Consider the following 25,687-nt stretch of genomic DNA (forward strand, 5'->3'; position numbering starts at 1 on the left):
CTCGGTATCTGGGTGTGAGTACGGGCGGGGGTTACGAGTCGCTCTGCATGGCGAGCTGGATGAGGTCGTCGATCTGCATGCTGTCGATGTCCTGGTCGTCCGGACGGTCGCCGCCGTCCTGGCCGTCCTCGCCGTCCTGGCCGTCCGCCGCAGGGCCGCCGCCCTCGGTGAGCCGCAGCAGGGCGTCCAGCAGCCCGGCCTCGCGCAGCTGCCCGACGGGTACGGCGGCGAGCATCCGCCGCACCTCCTCGTCGCTGGGGCCCCGGTCCTCCTCGGGGGCCTCCTCCTCGGGGAACAGCAGGTCCCGGACGTGACCGGAGAGGGCGTCCGGCGTCGGGTAGTCGAAGACCACCGTCGTCGGGACCTGGACGCCGACCACCTTGTTGAGCCGGTTGCGGAACTCGACGCCGCTCAGCGAGTCGAAGCCCAGCTCCTTGAAGGTGTAGTCGGTGTCCACCTCGTCGGGCGACGGGTAGTCCAGGACGTCCGCGATGGTGTCGCGGATGATCTCCAGCAGCTCCCGTTCCTGCTCCGCCGCCGGCAGAGCGGCCAGGCGCGCCGCGAAGGCCGACAGGGCGGGTCGTCCGTTCTGGGTCGGCGCGGCGGCCGCCCGCGCCGCCTGCCGGGCCTTCGGCCGGACGAGCCGGCGCAGCAGCGCGGGCACCTCGTCGCGCTCGCGCAGCGCGGCCAGGTCGAGGCGGGCGGGCACGGTCACGGCCCGGCCGAGGCCGAGCGCCAGGTCGAACAGCGGCATGCCGTCCGCCTCGGTGAGCGGGGCGACGCCCAGGCGGCGGAACCGGGCCAGGTCCGCCTGGCCGAGCCCGTCGCCCATGCCGCCGCCCGCCGCCGCCCCCAGGTCCCACAGGCCCCAGGCCAGCGAGGTGCCCGGCAGGCCCTGCGAGCGGCGCAGTTCGGCGAGCGCGTCGAGGTAGGCGTTGGCGGCGGCGTAGTTGGCCTGGCCGGCGGTGCCGAGGGTGCCGGCGATCGAGGAGTAGGTGACGAAGGCCGTCAGCGGCAGCTCGCGGGTCAGCTCGTGCAGGTGCCGGGCGGCGTCCGCCTTGGGGCGGAACACCCGGTCGAGGCGGTCCTCGGTCAGCGCGTCGACCGGGCCGTCCGCCAGCACCCCGGCCAGGTGGACGACGGCGGTCGGGGGGTGTGCGGCGATCAGCGCGGCCAGGGCCGCCCGGTCGGTGACGTCGCAGGCGGCGAGGACGGTCTCGGCGCCCAGCTCGGCGAGTTCGGCGGCGAGCTTCTCGGCGCCCGGCGCGTCCGCGCCCCGGCGGCCCGCCAGCACCAGGCGGCGGACGCCGTGCTCGGCGACCAGCCGGCGGGCCGCCAGCGCGCCGAGGCCCCCGGTGCCGCCGGTGACCAGCACCGTGCCGTCCGGGTCCCAGACGCTCGCCGCCGAGCCGGAGACCGTGGCCCGTTCGAGCCGGGGCGCCAGCAGGCGGCCCCGCCGCACGGCCAGCTCCGGCTCGTCCGTGGCGAGGGCGGCGGGCAGGGCCTCGACGCTCTCCGGCGCCCCGTCCAGGTCGACCAGGACGAACCGGCCGGGGTGCTCGGCCCGCGCCGAGCGGACCAGGCCCCAGGCGGCGGCCAGCGCCGGGTCGGGGGCGGACCCCGGCTCGGCGGCCACCGCGCCCCTGGTCACCAGCGCCAGCCGCGAGCCCTCGAAGGCGGGCTCGGCCAGCCACTCCCGCACCAGCTCCAGCGCCCGGAGGACGGTCTCCCGGGCCTCGCCCCCGGCGGGCGCGAACAGCGTCGCCACGGTGTCCGGTACGGGCTTCGCGGCCCGCAGCGCCGCCAGGCCGGCGAAGCCCGTCCAGCCGGAGGGCAGCCCGGTGCCCAGCGCGGCCACGTGCACGGGGGCGTCAGGGCCCGGTACCTCGCTCCACTCCACGGTCAGCAGCGAGCCCGCCGAGGCCCCGGCGAGGGCGGCCGCCAGCTGCTCGGGGGAGGCCGGGCGCAGGTCGAGCGCGTCCACGGTCAGCACGGGCGCCCCGGCCGCGTCCGCCAGGTGCAGCGCGACCTCCTGCGGGCCGCGGACGGTGATCCGCACCCGCAGCGCGGTGGCGGCGGAGGCGTGCAGGGCGACGCCCGACCAGGCGAAGGGCAGCAGCACCGGCGCCTCGGCGGTGTCCATGCGGTCCGGCTCCAGCACCATGTGCAGGGCGGCGTCGAACAGCGCCGGGTGCAGGGCGAAGCCCTCCGCCCCCGCCTCCTCGGGCAGCTGGACCTCGGCGTACACGCTGTCGCCCGAGCGCCAGGCGGCGCGCAGGCCCTGGAACGCCGGGCCGTAGTCGTAGCCGCGCTCGGCCAGCAGCCGGTACGCCTCCTCCAGTGCGGCCGGCTGCGCGCCGGGCGGCGGCCAGGCCGTCAGGTCGGCGGCCGGGGCGGCGGGCTGGGCGGACAGGCGCCCGGCGGCGTGCAGGGTCCAGGCGCCGAGGTCCGCGTCCTCCGGGCGGGAGTGGACGGTGACGGCCCGCGAGCCGTCCTCCTCCGGGGCGGCGGCGCTCACCTGGAGCAGCCGGGCGCCCTGCTCGGTGAGCACCAGCGGTGCCTGGAGGGTGAGTTCGCCCAGGCCCGTGGTCTCGGTACGGGCGGCGGCCTGGAGCGCCAGCTCCACGAAGGCCGTGCCTGGGACGATCACCGTGCCGTGCACGGCGTGGTCGGCCAGCCACGGGTGGGTGGCCAGGGAGAGGCGGCCGGAGAGCACCAGCTGCTCGGTGCCCGCCAGTTCGGTGGCGGCGGCGAGCAGCGGGTGCCCGACGGCGGCCAGGCCCGTGGCGCTCAGGTCCCCGGAAGCGGCGGGCCGGGCCCGCATCCAGTAGTGCTGCCGCTCGAAGGCGTACGTGGGCAGGTCCGCCGGGGCGGCGGCGGGGAGCAGCGCGGGCCAGTCGATCGCCGCGCCGCGCGTCCACAGCGCGGCCAGCGCCTCGACGGCGGTGCGCGCCTCGTCCCGGTTCCTCCGGGCGAGGGGGACGGCGGTGACCTGCGCATCCTCGGCGAGGATCTGCCGGGTCAGCGCGGTAAGGATCCCGTCCGGGCCGGTCTCGACGAAGGCGGTGACGCCCTGCTCCCGGGCGGCGGCCAGGCCGTCGGCGAAGCGGACGGCCTCGCGGACGTGGCGCACCCAGTACTCGGGGTCGGTGAGCTGCGCCGAAGTCGCCATCGCCCCGGTCACGTTGGAGACGATCGGGATCGTCGGCCCGCCGTACGCGACGGTGGCGGCGACCTTGCGGAACTCGGCCAGCATCGCGTCCATCAGCGGCGAGTGGAAGGCGTGGCTGACGCGCAGCCGCTGCGTCTTGCGCCCCTCGGCGGCCAGCTGCCCGGCGATCGCCTCGACGACCTCCTCCTCGCCCGAAATCACCACCGAGGTGGGCGCGTTGACGGCTGCCACCGCCGCCCGGGATTCCAGCCCGGCGAGCAGCGGCAGCACCTCCGCCTCGCCCGCCTGGACGGCGGCCATCGCGCCGCCCTCGGGCAGCTCCTGCATCAGCCGGCCGCGTGCCTCGACCAGCCGCGCCGCGTCCGCGAGCGAGAACACCCCGGCGACGTGGGCGGCGGCCAGCTCGCCGATGGAGTGGCCGACCAGCACCGAGGGCTTGACGCCGAACGCCTCCAGCAGCCGGAACGAGGCCACCTCGAAGGCGAACAGGGCGGGCTGGGTGTAGCGCGTCCGGTCCAACTCATCGGATTCAAAGCACAGTTCGCGCAGCGACCGCCCCAGCAGCGGGTCGAAGGCCGCGCACACCTCCTCGAAGGCGGCGGCGAACACCGGGAACGCGGCGCTCAACTCCCGGCCCATGCCGGAACGCTGGGCTCCCTGCCCGGTGAACAGCACGCCCACCGTGGGCAGTCCGTGCGCCACCCCGGTCACGGCCGGATCGGCCAGGGCGCCCGCCAGTTCCTCCGAGGAGGCCCCGACGACCACGGCCCGGTGCTCGAACGCCGTCCGCCGGCTCAGCGCGGCGGCGACGGCCGCCGGTTCGGCCTCCGGCCGCCGCTCCACGAACGCGGCCAGCCGCGCCGCCTGCCCGCGCAGCCCGTCCGCCGTCCGGGCGGAGAGCGGCCACACCACCGGCCCGGCCTGCTCCTCCGAGAGTTCCTCGGAGGGCTCGGCCTGCTCGAGCACCACGTGCGCGTTGGTCCCGCTGATCCCGAAGGACGAAACGGCCGCCCGACGCGGACGGTCCACGGCCGGCCAGTCCCGCTGCTCGGTCAGCAGCTCCATCGAGCCCGCCGTCCAGTCCACGTGCGGCGTCGGCTCGTCCACGTTCAGCGTGCGCGGCAGCAGGCCGTGCCGCATCGCCATGACCATCTTGATGACGCCGCCGACACCCGCCGCCGCCTGGGTGTGCCCCAGGTTGGACTTCAACGAGCCCAGCCAGAGCGGTTCCTCGCGCTCCTGCCCGTACGTGGCCAGCAGCGCCCGCGCCTCGATCGGGTCGCCGAGCGCGGTGCCCGTGCCGTGCGCCTCCACGGCGTCCACCTCGGAGCCGGCCAGTCCGGCCCGGCCGAGGGCCTGGCGGATGACGCGTTCCTGGGAGAGCCCGTTGGGGGCGGTGAGCCCGTTGCTGGCGCCGTCCTGGTTGACCGCCGAGCCGCGCACGAGCGCCAGCACCCGGTGCCCCTTGGCCCGGGCGGCGGAGAGTCGCTCCAGCACCAGGACGCCCACGCCCTCGGCCCAGGAGGTGCCGTCGGCGGAGGAGGAGAAGGACTTGCAGCGCCCGTCGGTCGCCAGTCCGCGCTGGCGGCTGAACTCCAGGAACATGCCGGGCGTGGCCATCACCGTCACACCGCCCGCGAGGGCGAGGTCGCACTCGCCGAGCCGCAGCGACTGCGCGGCCAGGTGCAGGGCGACCAGGGAGGAGGAGCAGGCGGTGTCCACCGTCACCGCCGGGCCCTCGAAGCCGAGGGAGTAGGCGATCCGGCCGGACACCACGCTGCCCGCCATGCCGGTCAGCAGGTAGCCCTCGGCGCCCTCGGGCGCCTCGTGCAGCCGGGGCCCGTAGTCGGGGGCCATGACGCCGGCGAAGACGCCGGTGCGGGAGCCGCGCAGCGCGGTCGGGTCGATGCCCGCCTGCTCGACGGCCTCCCAGGAGGTCTCCAGCAGCAGTCGCTGCTGCGGGTCGGTGGCGGCGGCCTCGCGCGGGGAGATGCCGAAGAACGCGGCGTCGAAGCGGCCCGCGTCGTGCAGGAAGCCGCCCCGGGTGACGTAGCTGGTGCCGGAGTGCTCCGGGTCCGGGTGGTAGAGGCCCTCCAGGTCCCAGCCACGGTCCTCGGGGAAGCCGGTGATGCCGTCGCGGCCCTCGGCGACGAGGCGCCACAGGTCCTCGGGGGAGGAGACGTCCCCGGGGTAGCGGCAGGCCATGCCGACGATGGCGATCGGGTCCTCGTCCACGGCCGTGAGCGCGGTGACGCCGCTGTCACGGGAGCCGTCACGGGAGCCGTCACGGGAGCCGTCCGCGGCCCCGAGGACGGCCTCCCGCAGGTGCCGGGCCAGCGCCGCCGGCGTCGGGTGCTCGAACAACACCGTGGCGGGCAGGGCGAGTTCGCACTCGCCGCCGAGCGTGTTGCGGATCTGCACCGACAGGTGGGAGTCCACCCCGAGATCCTTGAACGTCCGGTCCTCCTGGACGGCCTGCGGATCGGCGTGCCCCAGCGCGGCGGCCGTGTGGGCGACCACCAGCCGCAGCAGCGCCGCCCGCCGGTCCTCCTCGGACAGCGGCTCCAGCTCCCGCCGCAGCGCCGAGGCGGGGGCCTGCCCGGGCTCCTCGGCCCTGTCGGTCCCGCCAGCCCCGCGGGTCCCGTCCGCCGCGCTCGCCCGCAGTCTCGGACGGGCCGTGGCCGCCTCGCCGTCCAGCCAGTACCGCTGCCGCTGGAACGGGTACCCGGGCAGGGCGATCAGCTCGCCGCCCAGCGGCGCGAACACCGCCGACCAGTCCACCGGCAGGCCCCGTACGTGCCCCTCGGCGAGCGAGGTCAGGAAGCGTCCGGCGCCGCCCTCCTCGCGGCGCAGCGTGCCGAGGGCCAGCGCGTTCGCCCCGGCGGCCTCGGCGCTCTCCTGCACGGAGACGGCGAGCACCGGGTGCGCGCTGGACTCGACGAAGAAGGCGTGGCCGTCGTCGAGCAGCGCCCGTACGGCGTCGGCGAACCGGACGGTGCGGCGCAGGTTGGTGTACCAGTACGCGGCGTCCAGCCCGGCGGTGTCGAAGGGGGCGCCGGTGACGGAGGAGTAGAACGGGATCTCGCTGCCGCGCGGCTCGATGCCGGTCAGCGCCTCGATCACCTCGCGCTCGATGAGCTCCACCTGCGCGCCGTGCGAGGCGTAGTCCACGGCGATCCGGCGGGCCCGCACGCCGTCCGCCTCGCAGACGGCGAGCAGTTCCTCCAGCGCCTCCGGCTCCCCGGAGACGACGCTGGAGGCGGCGCCGTTGACGGAGGCCAGCGAGATCCGCTCGCCCCAGCGGGCCAGCAGCTCGACCGTCCGCTCGGCGGGCAGGGCCAGCGAGACCATGCCACCCAGGCCGGACAGCCGCTCCTTGATGGCCCGGGCGCGCAGCGCGACCACCCGGGCGCCGTCGCGCACGCTCAGCGCCCCGGCGACGGTCGCGGCGGCGATCTCGCCCTGGCTGTGGCCGACCACGGCGTCCGGCTCGACCCCGGCGGCCCGCCAGACGGCGGCCAGCGAGACCATCACCGCCCACAGGGAGCACTGGACGACGACCACGTCCTCCAGCGGGGCCGCGTCCGGGCCGCCGCGCACGACGTCCACCACCGACCAGTCGACGTGCTCGCCCAGTGCCGCGTCGCACTCGGCCAGCCGGGCGGCGAACACGGGGGAGGAGTCCAGGAGTCCGGCGGCCATTCCGGCCCACTGCGAACCCTGGCCGGGGAAGACGAAGGCGACCTTGCCGCTCACGTCCGCCCGCCCGGTCACCAGCGCGGGCGCGGGCTGCCGGTCGGCCAGCGCGGCCAGCCCGGCCAGCGCCCCGACGCGGTCGGCGGCCACGACCACCGCGCGCTCCTCGAGCGCCGAGCGGGTCAGCGCCAGCGAGCGGCCCAGGTCGGCCAGTCCGTGTCCGAGCCCGGAGGCAGCGGCGGCCACGGCCACCTGCCCGGCCTGCGCCCGCAGCCCGGCCCGGTCGGCGGCGGAGACCGGCAGCGGCACCGGCACCTCACCGGTCAGCAGCGCGGGCCCGGTACGCCCGACGGGCTCGCCCGCCGCCCGGCCCGTCCACTCCGCCACCACCACATGGCAGTTGGTGCCGCCCATGCCGAACGCGGACACGCCCGCCAGCAGCGGCCGGTCCGCCTGCGGCCAGGGCCCGAGCTCCGTGCGGACCTCCAGGCCCAGCTCGGCGAGCGGGATGTCCGGGTTGGGCGTCTCGTGGTGGAGCGTGCCGGGCAGCTCCCGGTGCTGCACGCTCAGCAGCACCTTGAGCAGGCCCGTGATCCCGGCCGCGCCCTCCAGGTGGCCCACGTTGGTCTTCACCGAGCCGACGACCAGCGGGCGCAGCCGCCCGTCCGCCGTGCCGAGCGCGCCGCCGAGGGCCGCCGCCTCGATCGGGTCGCCGACCGGGGTGCCGGTGCCGTGCATCTCGACGTACTGGACGTAGGCGGCGTCCGTCCCCGCCCGCCGGTGGGCGAGCCGGACGACCTGCTCCTGGGCCTCGCGGTCCGGGGAGGTGAGGGTGGCGCCGCCTCCGTCGTTGTTGACGGCGCTGCCGAGCAGCAGGCCCCGGATCGGGTCGCCGTCCGCGACGGCCTTCGAGAGGAGCTTGAGGACGACGACCGCGCCGCCCTCGCCGCGCACGTACCCGTTGGCGCGGGCGTCGAAGGTGTGGCAGCGCCCGTCCGGGGAGAGCGCGCCGAAGGCGCCGATGCGCTCGGTGGTCTCCGGGACCAGGTTGAGGTTGACGCCGCCGGCCAGCGCGAGGTCGCTCTCGCCGCGGCGCAGGCTCTCGCAGGCGAGGTGGACGGAGACCAGGGAGGAGGACTGCCCGGTGTCCACGGTGAGGCTGGGGCCGCGCAGCCCGAGCACGTACGAGAGGCGGTTGGCGATGAGGCTGCGGTGCAGCCCGGTCATGGTGTGCGGGGTGACGGCCTCGGGGCCGAGCTGCCCGGTGAGGGCGGCGTAGTCGTCGGTGATGACGCCGAGGAAGACGCCGGCGGGCCGGCCGGTGAGCCGGTCGGCGGCGAGGCGGGCGTCCTCCAGGGCGTGCCAGCCGAGTTCGAGGGCGAGCCGCTGGTGCGGGTCCATCGCGACGGCCTCGCGGGGCGAGATGCCGAAGAACGCGGCGTCGAACTCGTCGACGGAGTCGAGGAAGGCGCCGCGCGGCCAGGAGGTGCGGGGGCCGTGCTCGTCGGACCAGCGGCCGGCGGGCGCCTCGGTGACGGCGTCGCGGCCCTCGCGCAGCAGGTGCCAGAAGGCGTCCGGGCCGGTGGCCCGAGGCAGTCGGCAGGCCAGGCCGATGACCGCGACCGGCTCGCCGACCGGCTCGTCGGTGGTGTGGTGGTTCATGGCGCGCTTGGACATAACCCCATCCACTTTCAGGAGAGTTCGGGAGCGGTGGTCAGCAGCTCGGCGGCCAGGAACTCGGCCAGAGCCAGGGGAGTCGGGTACTCGTAGACGGCGCTGAGGGACAGCTCCAGAGCGGTCTCGTCGCGCAGCCGGTTTCCGAAGTCGACGGCGGACAGCGAGGTGAAGCCCAGGTCGAGGAAGTCGGCGTCGGGCTCGATCTCGGCGCCGGAGCTGTGACCGAGGGCGCCGGCGCATTCGTCGCGCACGAAGCGGCACAGCTCCTCGACGAGGGCGGCCTCGTCCAGTCCGCGCAGCCGGTCGAGGAGGGTGGGCGCGCTCTCCTGCTCCTCCTCCGCGTCCTCGGCGCCGGCGGGCCGCTGCCCGCGCCACCAGGCGGTGAGCAGCGGCAGCAGCCGGTCCAGGGGCTCCTGGTGCTCGGTGGCGCCGCCGAGCAGGGCGAGCAGCTCGGCGCTGTCCCCGGTGTCGACGGCCTGCCAGAACCGGCCCTCGACGGTGCCGGCCCGGGCGGCGGCCGCGGGCGCCTGCCCGGTGCCCTCCAGCCAGTAGCGCTTGCGCTGGAAGGCGTACGTCGGCAGCTCGCCCGGTGCGGCCGGGGCGGCGGTGACGGCCCGGGCCAGGTCGACGCGGTGGCCGCCGACGTACAGCCCGGCGAGCGCGCCGAGCAGGGCGGTGGCCTCGGGCCGGTCGCGGCGCAGCGCGGGGAGCACGGTGGCGTCGGCGGTGTGGGCGGCGAGGCTCTCGCGGGCCATCGCGGTCAGGATCGCGTCCGGCCCGACCTCGACGAAGACGCCGACGCCCTGGGCCCGCAGCGCGGCGACGCCGTCGGCGAAGCGGACGGCCTCGCGGATCTGGCGCACCCAGTACTTGGGGTCGGTGAGCCGCCCGGGCTCGGCGAGCGCGCCGGTGACGTCGGAGACCACGGGGACGGCGGGCTCCCGGTAGGTGATGCCCTCGGCGACGGCCGCGAACTCGGCGAGCACCGGATCCATGTGGGAGGAGTGGAAGGCGTGGCTGACCTGGAGGCGCTTGGTGCGGCGTCCGGCGGCGGCCAGCGCGGCGGCGGCCTCGGTGACGGCGTCCTCGTCGCCCGAGAGGACGACGGCGGCGGGGCCGTTGACGGCGGCGACGCAGACCCGGTCGCCGTACGGCCGCAGCGCGGCGAGCACCTCCTCCTCGCCGGCCTGGACGGCCACCATGGCGCCGCCGGCGGGCACGCTCTGCATCAGCCGGGCCCGGGCGGTGACCAGCACGGCCGCGTCCGCCAGGTCGAACACCCCGGCGACGTGGGCGGCGGCCAGCTCGCCGATGGAGTGCCCGAGCAGGTAGTCGGGGCGGACGCCGAAGTCCTCCAACAGCCGGTAGAGCGCCACCTCCACGGCGAACAGCGCCGGCTGGGTGTACTCCGTCCGGTCCAGATCGTCCGAGTCCGAGTCCGAGTCCGAGTCCGAGTCCGAGTCGAAGCAGAGGTCGCGCAGCGAGCGCCCCAGCAGCGGGTCGAAGGCCGCGCACACCTCCTCGAAGGCGGCCGCGAACACCGGGAACGCGGCGCACAACTCCCGCCCCATGCCCACCCGCTGGGCGCCCTGCCCGGTGAACAGGACGGCGATCGGCCCCGGTGCGGCGGCGCGGCCCTGCACCACGGAGGGGTCGCCGCCCCCGGAGGCCAGCGCGGCGAGCCCGGCCAGGGTCGCCTCCCGGTCGGCGCCGAGGACGACGGCGCGGTGTTCGAGGCCGGCCCGGCCGACGAGCAGCGCGGCGGCCACGGCGCCCGGGTCGGCCTCCGGACGGGCGCTGAGGTGGGCGTGCAGCCGCTGCGCCTGCCCGCGCAGCGCCCGGGGGCTGCGGGCGCTCAGCGCCAGCGGCACCGGCCCCGCCGCCGCGCCGGGCGGTTCGGCGGCCTGCTGTTCGGCCTGTTCGGCCTGCTCCGCCTGTTCGAGGATCACGTGGGCGTTGGTGCCGCTGATCCCGAAGGAGGACACCGCCGCCCGGCGCGGCCGGTCCACGGCCGGCCAGTCCCGCTGCTCGGTGAGCAGCCGCACGGAGCCCGCCGTCCAGTCCACGTGCCGGGTGGGCTCGTCCACGTGCAGGGTCTTCGGCAGCACGCCGTGCCGCAGGGCCTGCACGGTCTTGATGACCCCGCCGACGCCGGCGGCGGCCTGCGCGTGGCCGATGTTGGACTTCAGCGAGCCCAGCCAGAGCGGTTCCTCGCGCTCCTGCCCGTAGACGGCGAGCAGCGCCTGCGCCTCGATCGGGTCGCCGAGCGCCGTGCCGGTGCCGTGCGCCTCGACGGCGTCGACCTCGGCGGGGGAGAGGCCCGCCTCGGCGAGGGCCTGGCGGATGACCCGCTCCTGGGAGGGGCCGTTGGGGGCGGTCATGCCGTTGCTGGCGCCGTCCTGGTTGACGGCCGAGCCGCGGATCAGGGCGAGGACGGGGTGCCCGTTGGCCCGCGCGTCGGAGAGGCGCTCCAGCACCAGCAGCCCGACGCCCTCCGACCAGCCGGTGCCGTCGGCGGACTGCGCGAACGCCTTGCAGCGCCCGTCCGGGGCGAGGCCGCGCTGGCGGCTGAACTCGACGAAGACGCCCGGGGTGGCCATCACCGTGGCCCCGCCGGCGAGGGCCAGGGTGCACTCGCCGCGCCGCAGCGACTGCGCGGCGAGGTGCAGGGTGACGAGGGAGGAGGAGCAGGCGGTGTCCACGGTGATCGCCGGGCCCTCGAAGCCGAAGGTGTAGGAGAGGCGGCCGGAGGCGACGCTGCCGGCGCTGCCGATCCCGATCAGGCCCTCGACCTCGGCCGGCGTGGGGGTGCAACTGTAGGCGTAGTCCTGGTACATGACGCCGGTGAAGACGCCGACCCGCTCCCCGCGCAGGGTGTCGGGCACGATCCCGGCCCGCTCGAACGCCTCCCAGGAGGTCTCCAGCAGCAGCCGCTGCTGCGGGTCGATCGCCACGGCCTCGCGCGGCGGCAGGCCGAAGAACCCGGCGTCGAACTCGCCCGCGCCGTACAGGAATCCGCCGAGCGTCGAGTAGGTCCTGCCGCTCGCCCGCGGATCCGGGTCGTACAGGTCGGCCACGGGCCAGCCGCGGTCCTCGGGGAACTCGCCGATGGCGTCCGTGCCCTCGGCGACCAGGCGCCACAGGTCCTCGGGGGAGGAGACGTCCCCGGGGTAGCGGCAGGCCATCCCGACGATCGCGATCGGCTCCTGTTCCCGCTCGGCCAGCTCGGTGAGCCGCTGCTGCGCCTGGTGCAGGGCCGTGGTGGTCCGCCTCAGGTATTCCCGGAGCTTTTCCTCGTTCGTGGACATGCGAACGTCTTTCTCCTCGTCGTGAAGAACGGACGGCCCGGTGAATTCCCGCGCAGGGCAGCGGGCGGGACGCGCCGACCCTAGCCATTCACGCAATTCCGGCTCAACCCCCGACGGCCCCCTAATGCGGCGCCTGCGGGCCCTTTGCGCACCGGCCGGGGCAGCCTGAGGTCAGGGGGAGCCCCCTATTGCGGGTAGGGGTGTCGGGGTGGCCATGAGGGGGGTTCTGCGGGTGGCCGCCCGGGGGCCGCCGCCGCTTGAATGCTAACGACCGGAATCGTCGGAGAGGACGGGATTCAGAATGTACGAGTCAACGGCCCGGGACCGGAGCAATCTGTGGATCCGGCGTTTCCAGCCGGCTCCGGCGGCGCCCTCCCAGCTGGTCTGCCTGTCGCACGCGGGCGGCTCGGCCGGGTACTTCCTGCCGGTCGCCCGGGCGATGCCGACCTCGGTGGACGTGCTGGCGGTGCAGTACCCGGGCCGCCAGGACCGCTCGGGCGAGCCCTGCGTGGAGGACCTGCACGAGCTCGCCGACCTCCTGGTGCGCGAGCTGGAGCCCTGGGCGGACAGGCCGTTCGCGTTCTTCGGCCACAGCCTGGGCGCCTCGCTCGCCTTCGAGGCGGCCGTACGGCTGGAGCGGGCGGGCATCGAGGTGCGGGGCGTGGTCGCCTCCGGACGGCGGGCGCCCTCGCGCCACCGCGAGGAGCGGGTGCACCTGCTGGACGACCGCGCGCTGATCCGGGACCTGGAGCGGCTGAGCGGGACGGACCCGAAGATGCTGCGCGATCCGGAAATCCTCGCGATGATCCTTCCGTACATCCGCAGCGACTACAAGGCTGCGGAACTCTACCGTTCCCGGCCGGGCGCGGATTCCATTCAGGCACCCATTCTGGTGCTCACCGGCGATGCCGATCCCCATGTCACGGATTCGGAGGCGGCGGCCTGGTCGGAACACACCTCCGGGGATTTCTCCCGGCGGGTTTTCTCGGGCGGCCATTTCTTCCTGAACGACCACGCGCTGGCGATCATCCCGGCGATCGCCGAATTCATCGGGGCGAATCGGGAGCTGGCCGGAGTCAAGTGAATCCGGCGCGCCCGGCCGGTGAAATCCGGGCGTTTCGCGAGTGGCCGGTCGGGGCTGTCGGACAGCCCCGACCGGCCGGTCGTGCAGCCCCCGTACGCCCTCGTGTGTCAGTACCGAAAAGTGTGGCACAGATCACAAATCAAGTTGATAGCGATACGCTCCCGTTGCGTATCGAAATCCCCTACAGTCCAGGGCCATGACGCAGACCACGATCCCCGAAGTCCAGCCCCAGGCTGGACATCCGCGCCGCTGGCTGATCCTCGGCGTTCTCGTCACCAGCCTGCTGGTGATCCTCATCGACAACACGATCCTCAACGTCGGTCTCCGGACCATCCAGCACGACCTGAACGCCACGCAGAGCGAGATGGAGTGGGTGCTCGACTCCTACATCCTGATCTTCGCCGGCCTGATGTTCACCTTCGGCGTCCTCGGCGACCGCTTCGGCCGCAAGCTGCTGCTGATCATCGGTCTGGTCCTGTTCGGCGTCACCTCGGTGGTCGCCGCCGTGTCCTCCGAGTCCGTGCCGCTGATCCTCGCCCGCGCCGGGATGGGCCTGGGCGCCGCGATGGTCCAGCCGCAGACGCTCTCGATCATCCAGAACGTCTTCCCGCCGAGCGAGCGCGGCAAGGCGATCGCGATCTGGTCCTCCTTCTCCGGCATCGCCATCGCCATCGGCCCCGTCACCGGCGGCGCGCTGCTCAAGGGCTTCTGGTGGGGCTCGCTCTTCCTGGTCAACATCCCGGTCGTGATCATCGGCGCCGTCGCGGTGCTCATGGTCGTGCCCGAGTCGCGTGACCCGAAGCCCAGCCGGCTCGACCCGCTCGGCGTCGTCCTCAGCACTGCGGGCGTCATCGGCGTGGTCTACGGGATCATCAAGGGCGGTGAGACCAACGAATGGTTCTCGGCCGCCGTGCTGGCCCCCACGGCCGCCGGCATCGCCGTCCTCGCGCTCTTCGTCTGGATGCAGACGCGCAGCTCCGCGCCGGCCCTGGACGTCAACCTGTTCCGCAACCGGCTCTTCTCCAGCGGCACCCTGGCCCTGTCCGTGACGATGTTCGCGCTGATGGGCGCGCTGGTCTTCATGGCCTACTACTGGCAGGCCGCCCGCGGCTACGACGCCCTCAAGGCGGGCCTGTTCGCGGTGCCGGTCGCCGTCGGCATGATGATCGGTGCGGGCAAGAGCTCCGGCCTGACGGCCAGGTTCGGCCACCGCGGCCCGGTCTCCACCGGTCTGGCCATGATGGGCGTCTCGCTGATCGCCTGGGTGGTCGTCGACCAGGACACCACCGTCTGGTACATGGTCTTCTTCAGCCTGGTCTTCGGCCTGGGCATGGGCAACGTGTTCGCCCCGGCCACCTCGCTCGCCATGTCCGCCGTCCCGGTCACCAAGGCCGGCGCGGGCTCGGCCGTCACCAACACCGTCCGGCAGATGGCCGGTGCGCTCGGCATCGCGGCCCTCGGTTCCGTCCTCTCGGCGGCCTACCGCGACGAGATCACCGACGCCGTCGACGCGGCCTTCCCGGAGCCCATGCGGCACAACGCGGCCGAGTCGATCGTCGGGACCGGATCCGAGGCCGAACGCCTGGTCGCCCAGGTACAGTCGGGTAGCGTTCCCCAGTCCGCGCTCGCCAATCTGCACGGACTGTTCGACAAGGCCCAGGACGCCTTCATCTCGTCGATGCACGTCACGTCGATCGTCGCCGGCGGATTCGCGCTCCTCGGCGCGTTGGCGGTCTTCCTGGCGATGCCCAGTCGGAACCCTCGCACCGAATAGGAGGCCCCACCATCCCAACCACGAGTGCGTCAACCCAGCGAACCACCAAGGTCCGTGCGGGCCGGCCTCGGAGTGAGGAGGCCGAGCGGGCGATCCTCGACGCCACGCTCTCCCTGCTCGCCGAGGTCGGCTCGGAAGTCCTCTCGATGGAGACCGTAGCGACTCGCGCGGCCGTCGCCAAGACCACCATCTACCGGCGATGGAAGACCAAGGACGAACTCCTGGTCGCCGCGATCTGTTCGCTCCGGGGCGAGATGCCCGGACTTCCGACCTCGACGGACCTGCGCGAGGCCCTGCTGGAATGCGTCAAGGGCATGCAGCAGATGCACGACGACCCGCGGTACCTCCGGCTGGTGCCCCGTCTGTACGGGGTGGCCGACCTCCATCCGGAGCTCTACCGCCAGTACGTCAACCAGGCCATCGCCCCCCGGCGGGACATCGTCCTCCAGGTCCTCCAGCAGGGAGTGGCCGAGGGGTCGATCCGCAAGGACGCGAACCTGCGCCTCGCGATGGACCTGCTCCTCGGGCCGGTGCTGATCCGCTCCTTCCGGTCCTCGGGAGCGGATCCGACCGATCCGAGCTACTCGGAGCTGGACCCGGCGGAACTGGTCGACGCGGTACTGGACGGGCTGGCGCCCAGGTGACCCACCCGGTCACGGGGGAAGCGGAAGACGACACACCGGAGCCCGGCGGACCCCGCCGGGCTCCAGGCGTTCCCGGGCGCTCCTGAACACGAGGGCCGCAACTGCGCCGCCCGGCCGCCCACCTGGCGCACCTAGCGCACCTAGCGCACCTAGTGCACCGACCCGTCGAACCGCTCGTCCTCGCCCAGTGGTTGCCCGACGGGCGGCACGAAGACCCGCTGGACCCTGGGCCTGGTCAGCCAGTTGACCCTCCGTACGTCCCGGGCCAGCGCCCGGGGCCGCCAGAGCTCGGTGAGCGCGGTGACGGCGCCCAGCACGATCCCCGCCGCCAGCCAGCCGGCCACCACGTCGCTGGGCCAGTGCACCCCGAGCGCGATCCTGGTCCAGCCGATGGTCAGCACCGTCGCGCCGGCCACGGAGCACGCGGCGATCCGCCCCCGCCGCTGGACCCGGTACCAGAGCAGGCCCACCAGCACCGCGCAGGTGATCGCCGAGGCCATCGCGTGCCCGGACGGGAAGGAGGAGCCGTCCGCGTGCGAGACCGGGTCGTTGAAGGAGGGCCGCGGCCGGTCGACGGCCGCCTTGAGCGCCCACTGGGCACCCCAGCCGGCCAGTGCACACGCGGCCACCCAGCCGGCCAGCACCCGGGCGCCGACCAGCCAGAGCCAGCCCGCCGCGATGGCGAGCAGGACGCGCATCGTCACCGTGCCGCCGATGTCGGAGAGCGTCTGCACCGCGGCCGTCCAGATCCGGTGGTCCCGGGCGTAGACGTGCAACTCCCCGGACCAGACCTGGTCGAAGCGCTCGAGCGGGTGCCAGTGCCGGGTGACCAGAGCCGCGAGGAGGCCGAACAGCCCGGTACATCCCAGCGCGAGCGCCGCGTCCCGGAGGAGGCGACGGTGACGCGCGGTGACGGACGTCCAGCTGTTGGTCAGGTGCATGTCTGACACCTTCCCAGTGTCCTGACCCCCACAGGGGCCCGGGGGATAGCGATTCGGCATCGGTTCTGGGGAGGACCTGCGTGCGCCGGGGTGTGCGAGCGGGCGGAAGCCCGGGCGCGCGGGAACGTACGCGACCCCACGGGGGTTCACCGGAAAGGGGCCCGGCGTTCGCCTCACGGTTCGAACTCCCGCCAGGGCGACGGTCGCAGAAGGTGCCCGACCGGTCACTCAGTGTCCATGGATGCGGTGAAAACCGGCAGGATACTCCATGAAGCGGAAGAATCTGAGTGACTTGGGAATGTTGTCCGGATTCTGTTCGTTGGATCGTTACGTGTGAGGGCCCGAGGGCCCACACTTCTTGTCCTCCCGGGGCAGGCAGGCAGACCTCGGCAACACCAGCAAAGGGAGCAAGCATGGCCACCCGTGCCGTCGTTCGCGACAGGGCCGACCGGACTCGCGCGGCCCGCCCGACCAACCTCGAAGCCGACCGCGACCTTGTCGGCATGTACCTCGACGAGATCGCCAGGACGCCCCTGCTCGATGCCGCCGAGGAGGTCGAGCTCTCGCTGCGGATCGAGGCCGGAGTGTACGCCCAGCACCTGCTGGAGCAGGACGAACTCCCCAGCGGCGTCACGCGCGAGGAGCTCGAGACGATAGCCGCGGACGCCGAGCGCGCCAAGGACGTCTTCATCCGGTCCAACCTCCGTCTCGTCGTGGCGGTCGCCCGCCGGTACCCGCGCAGCGGCCTCCCGCTGCTGGACCTCATCCAGGAGGGCAACGCCGGCCTGGTCCGCGCGGTCGAGAAGTTCGACTACGCCAAGGGCTTCAAGTTCTCCACCTACGCGACGTGGTGGATCCGGCAGGCGATCACCCGCTCGATCGCCGACCAGTCCCGCACGATCCGCCTGCCCGTCCACCTGGTCGAGGAGCTCGGCCGCATCCGCCGGGTGCAGCGCGAGAAGTCCAAGGAGCTGGGCCGCGAGGCCGAGCCGGCCGAGATCGCGGCCGAACTGGACACCACCGAGGCCCGGATCAAGGACGTGCTGGACTGGGCCCGGGACCCGGTCAGCCTCAACATGTCGGTCGACGACGAGGGCGAGACCCAGTTCGGCGACCTCGTCGAGGACACCGGCGCCACCTCCCCCGAGGACGCCGTGATGGTCATGCTCCGCCGCGAGGAGCTGGACGGCCTCATCGGCCGGCTGGACGACCGCACCGCCTCGATCATCCGCTCCCGCTACGGGATGGAGGACGGCCGCGAGCGCACCCTCACCGAGGTGGGCAAGCAGCACGGCCTCACGCGCGAGCGCATCCGCCAGATCGAGAAGCACGCCCTGGCCGAACTCAAGAAGATCGCCGACCACGCGGGCTTCGAAGCCGCCTAGCACCCTTCCCGCCGGCCCCGGTACGGAGCGCTCCGCACCGGGGCCGCGGCCTGCCGCGGAACTCTTAGGCTGGAAGGACAGCAGGCAGACCGACGGGGAGAGACGGGGAGAACAGAGTGAGCGAACAGGGACAGGGACAGGGACAGGAACCGGAGACGGACCAGGACGCGCAGGCCAGGGCCCGGGCCAAGGCCCGCCTGATCTTCGGCGACCCGCTGGACCAGCCCTCCCGGGACGACACCGACGCCGGCTGGGGCGGCCGCCCCGGTGCGGGGGAGAGCAGCGGGCGGGGGCTGGACTGGTACCTGAGCCAGCGCCCGCCCCATCACGGCGAATGACGAGGACGGGCGGTCAGCGCTGCGCGACCAGCGCGTCCCGGATCTCGGTGAGCAGTTGGACCTCCTTGGCCTCGGCCTCGGCCGCCACCTCGGCGAGGGTCTTGCGCTTGGCGGCCAGGCGGTTCATGGGAACGATCAGGATGAAGTAGACGACGGCCGCGGTGATGAGGAACGACAGCGCGGCACTGAGCACCGACCCCCACAGGATGAGGATTCCGTGCGTGACCTCCCCGGTGGCGCTCACCTCACAGGGCCCCTTGAGGCAGGAACTGTAGGACGCGAGGTCCTTCGTCCCGAACACGCCGACGATCGGATTGATCACGCCTTTGACGAAGGCGTTGACGATGTTGGTGAATGCGGCGCCGATGACCACGGCGACGGCGAGATCGACGACGTTTCCACGCAGCAGGAATTCCTTGAAGCCTTTCATGCCGCCTCGAACGACGAAGTCGTTCCCGCGTCACGGGTGATCTTCGGAAGCCGCCGATTGACAACCCGTTCGGCCCACCTCCCCGCCCGCGGGCGGCGGCAGACCGGCCCGCGCCGCCCCGGAGGCGAGCGCCGCAGCCACCGCGAGCAGCACCAGCGCGGGCACGCAGCCCCGCCGCCGCAGGACGCTTCGCCAGCGGTGCCGGCCGCCGCAGCCCCGCCGGATCGGCGGAAAACTCGGCACCTCCCGCCGGGGCGGCACGGCGGGAGCGGGCAGGGGGACGGTGAAGCTCATGGCGGTCACGGGGGTACCTCCGGGTTCGACGGGTTCGACGGGCTGGTGCCCACACGATGTGCGCGAATCCCGCCCGGCGACAGTCCTTTCCCACCGCCTGTGGATAACCCGCCCCCACCCGAAACCTCATCCCCCCGAACGGGGTAATCCGCCGCCCCGAAGGCATAGAACCCGGATAACCCCGGCAGCCCCGATACCCCCGATACCCCCGATACGCGAAAAGGCCCGCCCACCCCGCACGAAGCGGGGTGAACGGGCCTTTCGAAGTGTTCCCGAAGTCCTCAGCTCGCGGCCGGAGCCGGCGAGGAGGGCGCGGAGGACGAGGAACTCGTCGACGGGCTGGAGGTCGAGGACGAGGAAGTGGTGGACGACGTCGAAGACGACGACGAGGACCCCACCGCGCTGCTCGAGGACGAGCGGCTGTCGGTCCGGTAGAAACCGGAGCCCTTGAACACGACGCCCACCGCGGAGAAGACCTTGCGGAGCCGTCCCTGGCAGTCGGGGCACGTGGTCAGCGCCTCGTCGGTGAACTTCTGCACCGCCTCCAGGCCGTTGCCGCACTCGGTGCACTGGTACTGGTACGTGGGCACTTGTCTTCCTCCTGGCACTCTCGCCTGATGAGTGCTAACGATGGTCAATGATGCGGTATTCCGCAGGATCAGTCCAGCGACTCAGGTGTGAGATGGGCCCTGCACAAGGATTCGACGGGGCCGCACGGCGCCCGGGGTCAGCAGGTGCCGCATCGACACCAGCGCCGCCAGCCCCAGCCCGGCGCCGATCACCGGCACCAGGAACCCGACCGAGGGCCCGTGCCCGTCGATCAGCTTGCCGGCCACCATCGAGCCGATCGCCAGCCCCAGTCCGATGGCCCCGGTCAGCCAGGTGAAGGCCTCCGTCTTGGCGCCGTCCGGGACCAGCGTCTCGACCAGGGTGTAGCCGCTGATCAGCGTCGGAGCGATGGCCAGGCCGCAGACCAGCCCGGCCACGGTCAGCGCGACCAGGTCGGGCATCGCCCACAGCACCGAGGCGCCGAGCACCAGCATCGAGTAGCTGACGACCATCCGCTGCGCCACCGGCCGCCGCCAGGCGATCACGCCGTACAGCACACCGGCCAGCATCGAGCCGCCGGCGAAGATCCCGTACACGGTGCCGCCGGCGTCGTGCTGCCCGACGGAGTCCGCGAAGGCGTTGACCGAGACCTGCATGCCGCCGAACACGGTGCCGACCCCGAGGAAGGCCCCGGCCAGCAGCCGCACGCCCGGCGAGGCCAGCGCGGAGGCGCGCCGCACCCCGGGCTCGGGGAGGATCCGGGCGGGGGCGGTGCGCCGCTGGGCGGCGAAGGCCAGGCCGCCGACGAGCGTCAGCGAGGCTTCGGCGATCAGCGCGGCGGCCGGGTTGGCGAAGGCCGCGATGCCGGAGGCCAGGATCGGGCCGATCACGAAGGTGAACTCGTCCGTCACGGACTCGAAGGCGAAGGCGGTGGAGACCTTGGCGGCCGCGCCGTCGGTCGCGCCCTGCGCGCCGAAGGTGGCCACCCAGCGGGCCCGGACCATCGCGCCGACCTGCGGCACGCTGCCGCCCGCCGGGACGGCGGCCAGGAACAGGCTCCAGGCCGGGGCGTGGCCGAGCGCCAGCGCGATCAGCAGGCCCACCGAGACCGCGTGCACCAGGACGGCCGGCACCAGCACCGCGGCCTGGCCGTACCGGTCGGCCAGCCGCCCGGTCTGCGGCCCGATCAGCGCCTGCGCCACGGCGGCGACGGCGGTGACGGTACCGGCGGTGCCGTACGAGCCGTGGGTCTGGGTGACGAGCAGCAGGATGCCCATGCTGAGCATCGCGTAGGGGAGCCGGGCGACGAGCGCGGGGGTCAGGAACCTCCAGGCGCCCGGAGTGCGCAGCAGCTCGCCGTACCCGACGCGGGCCGGGGTCGCCGGGGCGTCGGGCGCGGTGGGTACGGCAGTGGCCGAGGTGGCCGAGGTGGCCGGGGGAGCCGTGAGCACGGCGGTGGGGTCGTCGACCGTTCGGCTGGCCGTCACGGTCGGTCCTTCCTGCTGCCTGGTAGCGCGCGGCAGGGCATGAAAAGGCCCCGACGGCGCCGAGAGTCGTCCTCTCGCGCGTCGACCGGGGTAGATACCGGGTCGGCCCGGCCTGGTGGGCGGGGGTCCGGACCGCGGCCGCCGAGCGGTCGCGCCAACTCTGCTTCAGGCAGATGCTGGGTGTGGTCTAGCGGTTGTCGTACGGATGATCCCTCCCAGCATACATTTACGCGCGTAGACCCGCCAGGTCGACCGACCCGGCCCCCGTCGAAGAACAGCTGAACAGGAGCCGGTCCGGCCGGGTGGAAGGCGTCACCGCCCGTTCAGCCACCCCGCGAGCTTGCCGCCCTTGTCCACGGCCCGCAGCCGCCGCTCCGCCGCCTCGCCGACCTCGTCGGTGGTGACCACCAGCAGCTCGTCCCCGCCGCGCAGCATGGTCGCCTTGTCCGGCACGAAGGAGCTCCCCTCCCGCACGACCAGCGTGACCGCCGCCCCCTTGGGCAGCCGCAGCTCGCTGATCTCCACCCCGGACATCTTCGAGTCCGGCGAGAGCGTGACGGAGAGAAGGTGTCCGTGCAGCTTCTCCAGCGGCGCGGACTCGATGTCGAGGTCCTGGCCCATCGCCCCGTCGCCGATCCGCAGCCACTTGGCCACCCACGGCAGGGTCGGCCCCTGGAGCAGGGTGAAGACGACGACCAGGATGAAGACGATGTTGAACACGTCCTCCGCCCGGTGCGCGCCCGAGACCACCGGGATGGTGGCCAGCACGATGGGCACCGCGCCGCGCAGTCCGGCCCAGCTCAGCAGCGCCTGCTCGCGGGCGGGCACCTTGAACGGGGTGAGCGTGAGGAACACCGACAGCGGCCGCGCCAGGAAGACCAGCACCGCGCCGATCACCAGCGCCGGGAGTATCGCGGAGCCCATGGTCTCGGGCACGGACAGCAGCCCGAGCAGCACGAACATCCCGATCTGCCCGATCCAGGCCAGCCCGTCCGCGAAGCCGCGCACGGCCGGGCCGTGCGGCAGCTTGGCGTTCCCGAGGATCACCGCGCAGATGTAGACGGCGAGGAAGCCGGAGCCGTGCAGCAGCGAGCCGGCCGCGTACGCGAGCACGGTGAGCGCCATCACGGCGATCGGGTACAGGCCGGAGGAGGGCAGGGCGACGTGCTTGACGGCGTAGGCGCCCAGCTTGCCGACGGCGAGGCCGATGACGGCGCCGATCGCCAGCTCCGCGAAGATCGTGCCGAGCAGGACGTACCAGGAGTCCATCTCCCCGGCGGTGGCGAAGGCGACGACCAGGATGACCACGGGCGCGTCGTTGAAGCCGGACTCGGCCTCCAGCAGTCCGGTGAGCCGCTGCGGCAGCGGGACCATCCGCAGGACGGAGAAGACGGCCGCGGCGTCGGTCGAGGAGACTATGGCGCCCAGCAGCAGTGAGGTCCGCCACTCCAGGCCGACCAGCCAGTGCGCCCCGGCGGCGGTGACGAACACGCTGACTCCGACGCCGAGCGTGGCGAGCACGGTGGCCGCCGGCATCACCGGCTTGACCTCGCGCCAGTTCGTCTTGAGGCCGCCCTCGGCCAGGATCACGACCAGGGCCGCGTAGCCGAGCACCTGGGTGAGCTCGGCGTTGTTGAAGGTGACACCGATCCCGTTCTGGCCCAGCGCGACTCCGATCCCCAGGTAGATCAGCAGACTGGGCAGTCCTGATCGGGTGGAGAACCGCACGGCGACCACCGCGAACAGCAGGATCACGGAGGACTCGAGGAGCAGCTGGTTCAGATGGGAGACGTTCACGCAGGGGCACCTCGGGCAGGCATGGGCGGACGGGGTGTCTGGTGGTGCTGTGGTGCGGCCCGTCGAAGGGGGCCGCGGGCGATCCGCCGAGGTCGCCGCGGGGCGCCCCGTTAAGAAGTCGTCAATGCTCCCCTTGCGGATCGTTACTCAGTCTAACATTTTGCCATATCTTTAGCTTGGTCCCCCGTTCACGGAGCCGGGCCGACTCGGCCTAATGTGGTGCCCTGTCACGGCCGCAGGCCCTGGACACGCCCGCCCGCCCCGAAGTCAGGACCGCAAGGACCCAGATGCCCCGCTCGAAGAAGTTCCGGCGCGCCCGTCTGATCGTGATCGTGCTGGTCGTGCTGCTGGTGGCCGGAGTCGGCTACGGCGGCTACCGCGGGGTCACCGCGGTCCGCGCCTCCTTCCCGGAGGTCGACGGCAGCGTGAAGGTCGCGGGCCTGAGCGCGTCGGTCGACGTCAAGCGCGACGCCAACGGCATCCCGCAGCTGTACGGCGACACCTCCGAGGACCTCTTCCGGGCCCAGGGCTACGTCCAGGCCCAGGACCGCTTCTGGGAGATGGACGTGCGCCGGCACATCACCGCCGGCCGCCTCTCCGAGATGTTCGGCGACTCCCAGGTCGACACCGACGCGTTCATCCGCACCATGGGCTGGCGGCAGGTGGCGCAGAAGGAGTTCGACACCAAGCTGTCGGCCGACACCAGGAAGAACCTCCAGGCGTACGCGGACGGCGTCAACGCCTGGCTCTCCGAGCACCCCGGCGGCGAGAAGGCGTCCCTGGAGTACTCCCTGCTCGGCGTCGTCAACAGCGGCTACAAGCCCGAGCAGTGGTCCCCGGTGGACTCCGTCGCCTGGCTCAAGGCGATGGCCTGGAACCTCTCCGGCAACCTCCAGGAGGAGGTCGACCGCTCGCTGCTGGCCCAGGACTTCGGCCCGGACAAGATCGCCGAGCTGTACCCGGAGTACCCGTACGCCCGCAACGGCACCATCGTGAAGACCGGCACCGTCGTCGGCGACACCTACCGCCCGGCGGACGGCTCCCCGCAGTCCGGCGCCCCGCAGGCCGGTGCCACCACCCAGGGCGCCGCCGCCACCAAGGCGCTGTTCCAGGGCGTGACCGACCGCGTGGACGCGATGCCGCAGCTGCTCGGCCGCCCCGGTCAGGGCATCGGCTCCAACTCCTGGGTCGTCGCGGGCTCCCACACCACCACCGGCAAGCCGCTGCTGGCCAACGACCCGCACCTCGGCCCGGGCCTGCCCTCGGTCTGGTACCAGATGGGCCTGCACTGCCGTACGGCCTCCCCGGCCTGCCAGTACGACGTCTCCGGCTTCACCTTCGCCGGCATGCCCGGCGTGGTGATCGGCCACAACAAGGACATCGCCTGGGGCTTCACCAACCTCGGCGCCGACGTCACCGACCTCTTCCTGGAGAAGGTCACCGGCCCGGACACCTACCAGGTCGACGGCAAGGACGAGAAGTTCGAGCTCCGCAAGGAGACCATCAAGGTCGCCGGCGGGGACGACCGCACCATCACCGTCCGGACGACGAAGACCGGCGCCCCGCTCATCTCCGACCAGAGCACCGAGCAGCAGAACGTCGGCAAGTACGCCCCCAACGGCCCCTCGGCGCCCGACCGCGGCACCACCGGCTACGGCGTCGCCCTCCAGTGGACGGCGCTCAACCCCGGCAAGACCATGGACGCCGTCTTCGAGCTCGACCGGGCCAAGAACTGGGACGAGTTCCGCAACGCCGCCAAGGACTTCGCCGTCCCCGCGCAGAACCTGATCTACGCCGACGCCAAGCACATCGGCTACCAGGCCCCCGGCGACATCCCGGTCCGCGGCAAGGGCGACGGCACCATGCCCGCCCCCGGCTGGGACTCCTCGTACCAGTGGAAGGGCTCGATCCCCTTCAACGCCCTTCCGTACAGCCTCGATCCGGCCGCCGGCTACATCGTCACCGCCAACCAGGCCGTCGTGGACCAGGGTTACAAGCCCCTCCTGACCAAGGACTGGGAGTACGGCACCCGGGCCAAGGAGATCACCGACCAGATCGAGGGCCTGCTCAAGAACAACGGCAAGATCTCGCCGGACGACCTGCAGACCCTCCAGCTGGACAACACCAGCATCATGGCCAAGACCCTCGTCCCGCTGCTGCTCAAGCAGCAGATCGACGACCCGTACGTGCGCGAGGCCCAGGACCTGCTCAAGGACTGGAACTACCACCAGGACGCCGACTCGGCCGCCGCCGCCTACTACAACGGCGTCTGGCGCAACCTGCTCAGCCTCGCCTTCGGCCAGAAGTTCCCGGCCGACCTGCGGGCCAAGGACAACTGCCTGCTCGCCCGCCGCCAGGACGACCCGACCAAGCCGGACAGCCCCGCCAAGATCGTCACCGAGTGCGGCACCCGCGACCCGGGCAAGGCCCAGCCGGACGGCGGCGACCGCTGGACGGAGGTCGTGCGCCAGCAGCTCGACAAGCCCGACAGCACCTGGTGGACGTACATCGACTCCGAGCACAAGGAGCAGAAGGGCCTGGACAACCTCCTCAAGGAGGCCATGAAGAACGCCCGCCAGGACCTCACCACCCGCCTGAGCAAGGACGTCTCCACCTGGAGCTGGGGCCGGCTGCACAAGCTGGAGCTGCGCGAGCAGACCATGGGCACCGACGACTCCTCGATCGCCTCCGGCGTCGTCCACAAGCTGCTCAACCGCGGCCCGTACCGCCTCTCCGGCGGCTCGGCCGCCGTCGACGCGGCGGGCTGGAACGCGGCGGCCGGGTACCAGGTCGACTGGATCCCCTCGATGCGCATGGTCGTCGACCTGAACGACCTCGACTCCTCGCGCTGGATCAACGTCGGCGGCGCCTCCGGCCACGCCTTCCACGCCAACTACAACGACCAGACCGACCTCTGGCTCAAGGGCAAGCTGCTCACCTGGGCCTACAGCCCGGACGCGGTCGAGAAGGCCACCAAGCACAAGCTGGTGCTCACCAACGGCTGACAGCACCGAGGCGGCGGCCCCCGTCCCCCCCCCGGGGGCGGGGGCCCCCCCCCCGCCCCCCCCCCCCCCCCCCCCCCCCCCCCCCCCCCCCCCCCCGCCCCCCCCA

General features: G+C 73.3%; 12 protein-coding genes and 1 pseudogene. 6 read left to right on the forward strand and 7 right to left on the reverse strand.

Annotation, left to right across the window (positions count from 1 at the left end; translation table 11 throughout):
• Positions 1–31 precede the first annotated feature (31 nt).
• Both ACIBCA_RS04840 and ACIBCA_RS04845 read right to left on the reverse strand, forming a co-directional pair.
• Positions 32–8,545 carry a type I polyketide synthase gene (locus ACIBCA_RS04840; RefSeq protein WP_396281390.1) on the reverse strand — a complete coding sequence of 2,838 codons (8,514 nt, stop codon included), beginning with the start codon at positions 8,543–8,545 and terminating at the stop codon, positions 32–34.
• Positions 8,546–8,559: 14 nt separating this feature from the next.
• Positions 8,560–11,832 (reverse strand): annotated as a pseudogene (locus ACIBCA_RS04845) (type I polyketide synthase); the annotation flags it as partial.
• 322 nt (positions 11,833–12,154) lie between these two features.
• Between ACIBCA_RS04845 and ACIBCA_RS04850 the strand changes: the two are divergent.
• The 3 genes from ACIBCA_RS04850 to ACIBCA_RS04860 all read left to right on the forward strand — a co-directional run bounded on the left by ACIBCA_RS04850 (position 12,155) and on the right by ACIBCA_RS04860 (position 15,355).
• Complete coding sequence (locus ACIBCA_RS04850) at positions 12,155–12,937, forward strand: thioesterase II family protein (RefSeq protein ID WP_396281391.1); 783 nt, start codon at positions 12,155–12,157, stop codon at positions 12,935–12,937.
• Between the two features lie 196 nt (positions 12,938–13,133).
• Complete coding sequence (locus ACIBCA_RS04855; protein ID WP_396281392.1) at positions 13,134–14,711, forward strand: MFS transporter; 1,578 nt, start codon at positions 13,134–13,136, stop codon at positions 14,709–14,711.
• Positions 14,712–14,803: 92 nt separating this feature from the next.
• Positions 14,804–15,355, forward strand: coding sequence for a TetR/AcrR family transcriptional regulator (locus ACIBCA_RS04860; RefSeq protein ID WP_267884032.1), 552 nt, complete (start codon positions 14,804–14,806; stop codon positions 15,353–15,355).
• 149 nt (positions 15,356–15,504) lie between these two features.
• Here ACIBCA_RS04860 and ACIBCA_RS04865 read toward each other — a convergent pair whose 3' ends face one another.
• Positions 15,505–16,296, reverse strand: coding sequence for a phosphatase PAP2 family protein (locus ACIBCA_RS04865; RefSeq protein ID WP_396281798.1), 792 nt, complete (start codon positions 16,294–16,296; stop codon positions 15,505–15,507).
• A gap of 413 nt (positions 16,297–16,709) precedes the next feature.
• Here ACIBCA_RS04865 and ACIBCA_RS04870 point away from each other — a divergent pair, with 413 nt between their 5' ends.
• Both ACIBCA_RS04870 and ACIBCA_RS04875 read left to right on the forward strand, forming a co-directional pair.
• On the forward strand, positions 16,710–17,681 hold the full coding sequence (locus ACIBCA_RS04870; protein WP_396281393.1) for a sigma-70 family RNA polymerase sigma factor: 972 nt from the start codon (positions 16,710–16,712) through the stop codon (positions 17,679–17,681).
• Between the two features lie 116 nt (positions 17,682–17,797).
• Entirely contained in the window at positions 17,798–18,019 is a 222-nt protein-coding gene (locus ACIBCA_RS04875) for a hypothetical protein (RefSeq protein WP_396281394.1), read from the forward strand.
• A 13-nt stretch (positions 18,020–18,032) separates the two neighbouring features.
• Here the strand turns inward: ACIBCA_RS04875 and mscL are convergent, their stop codons facing one another.
• The 4 genes from mscL to ACIBCA_RS04895 form a co-directional block, all read right to left on the reverse strand.
• Positions 18,033–18,449 (reverse strand): large conductance mechanosensitive channel protein MscL, encoded by a 417-nt coding sequence (mscL, locus tag ACIBCA_RS04880; RefSeq protein ID WP_396281395.1) that lies wholly within the window; start codon positions 18,447–18,449, stop codon positions 18,033–18,035.
• A 575-nt stretch (positions 18,450–19,024) separates the two neighbouring features.
• Positions 19,025–19,333: an FmdB family zinc ribbon protein gene (locus ACIBCA_RS04885; RefSeq protein WP_396281396.1), complete on the reverse strand. Its 309-nt coding sequence runs from the start codon at positions 19,331–19,333 to the stop codon at positions 19,025–19,027.
• Between the two features lie 81 nt (positions 19,334–19,414).
• Entirely contained in the window at positions 19,415–20,779 is a 1,365-nt protein-coding gene (locus ACIBCA_RS04890; protein ID WP_396281397.1) for an MFS transporter, read from the reverse strand.
• Positions 20,780–21,091: 312 nt separating this feature from the next.
• The gene (locus ACIBCA_RS04895; RefSeq protein ID WP_396281398.1) at positions 21,092–22,576 is read right to left on the reverse strand and encodes a potassium/proton antiporter; all 1,485 of its coding nucleotides are present in this window, start codon (positions 22,574–22,576) and stop codon (positions 21,092–21,094) included.
• A gap of 287 nt (positions 22,577–22,863) precedes the next feature.
• On the opposite strand from ACIBCA_RS04895, the gene ACIBCA_RS04900 reads away from it, so the two are divergent.
• A complete protein-coding gene (locus ACIBCA_RS04900) occupies positions 22,864–25,581 on the forward strand; it encodes a penicillin acylase family protein (RefSeq protein WP_396281399.1) in 2,718 nt (905 codons plus the stop codon).
• Positions 25,582–25,687 lie beyond the last annotated feature (106 nt).

This window comes from Kitasatospora sp. NPDC051170, from assembly GCF_044455705.1.
GTDB lineage: Bacteria > Actinomycetota > Actinomycetes > Streptomycetales > Streptomycetaceae > Kitasatospora.

What these genes read in the sequence shown, in the direction of transcription:
- ACIBCA_RS04865 (WP_396281798.1), bottom strand. Translation starts at nt 16,296, where the DNA reads ATGCACCTGACCAACAGCTGGACGTCCGTCACCGCGCGTCACCGTCGC.
- ACIBCA_RS04840 (WP_396281390.1), bottom strand. Translation starts at nt 8,545, where the DNA reads ATGTCCAAGCGCGCCATGAACCACCACACCACCGACGAGCCGGTCGGC.
- ACIBCA_RS04870 (WP_396281393.1), top strand. Translation starts at nt 16,710, where the DNA reads ATGGCCACCCGTGCCGTCGTTCGCGACAGGGCCGACCGGACTCGCGCG.
- ACIBCA_RS04855 (WP_396281392.1), top strand. Translation starts at nt 13,134, where the DNA reads ATGACGCAGACCACGATCCCCGAAGTCCAGCCCCAGGCTGGACATCCG.
- ACIBCA_RS04850 (WP_396281391.1), top strand. Translation starts at nt 12,155, where the DNA reads ATGTACGAGTCAACGGCCCGGGACCGGAGCAATCTGTGGATCCGGCGT.
- ACIBCA_RS04900 (WP_396281399.1), top strand. Translation starts at nt 22,864, where the DNA reads ATGCCCCGCTCGAAGAAGTTCCGGCGCGCCCGTCTGATCGTGATCGTG.
- mscL (WP_396281395.1), bottom strand. Translation starts at nt 18,449, where the DNA reads ATGAAAGGCTTCAAGGAATTCCTGCTGCGTGGAAACGTCGTCGATCTC.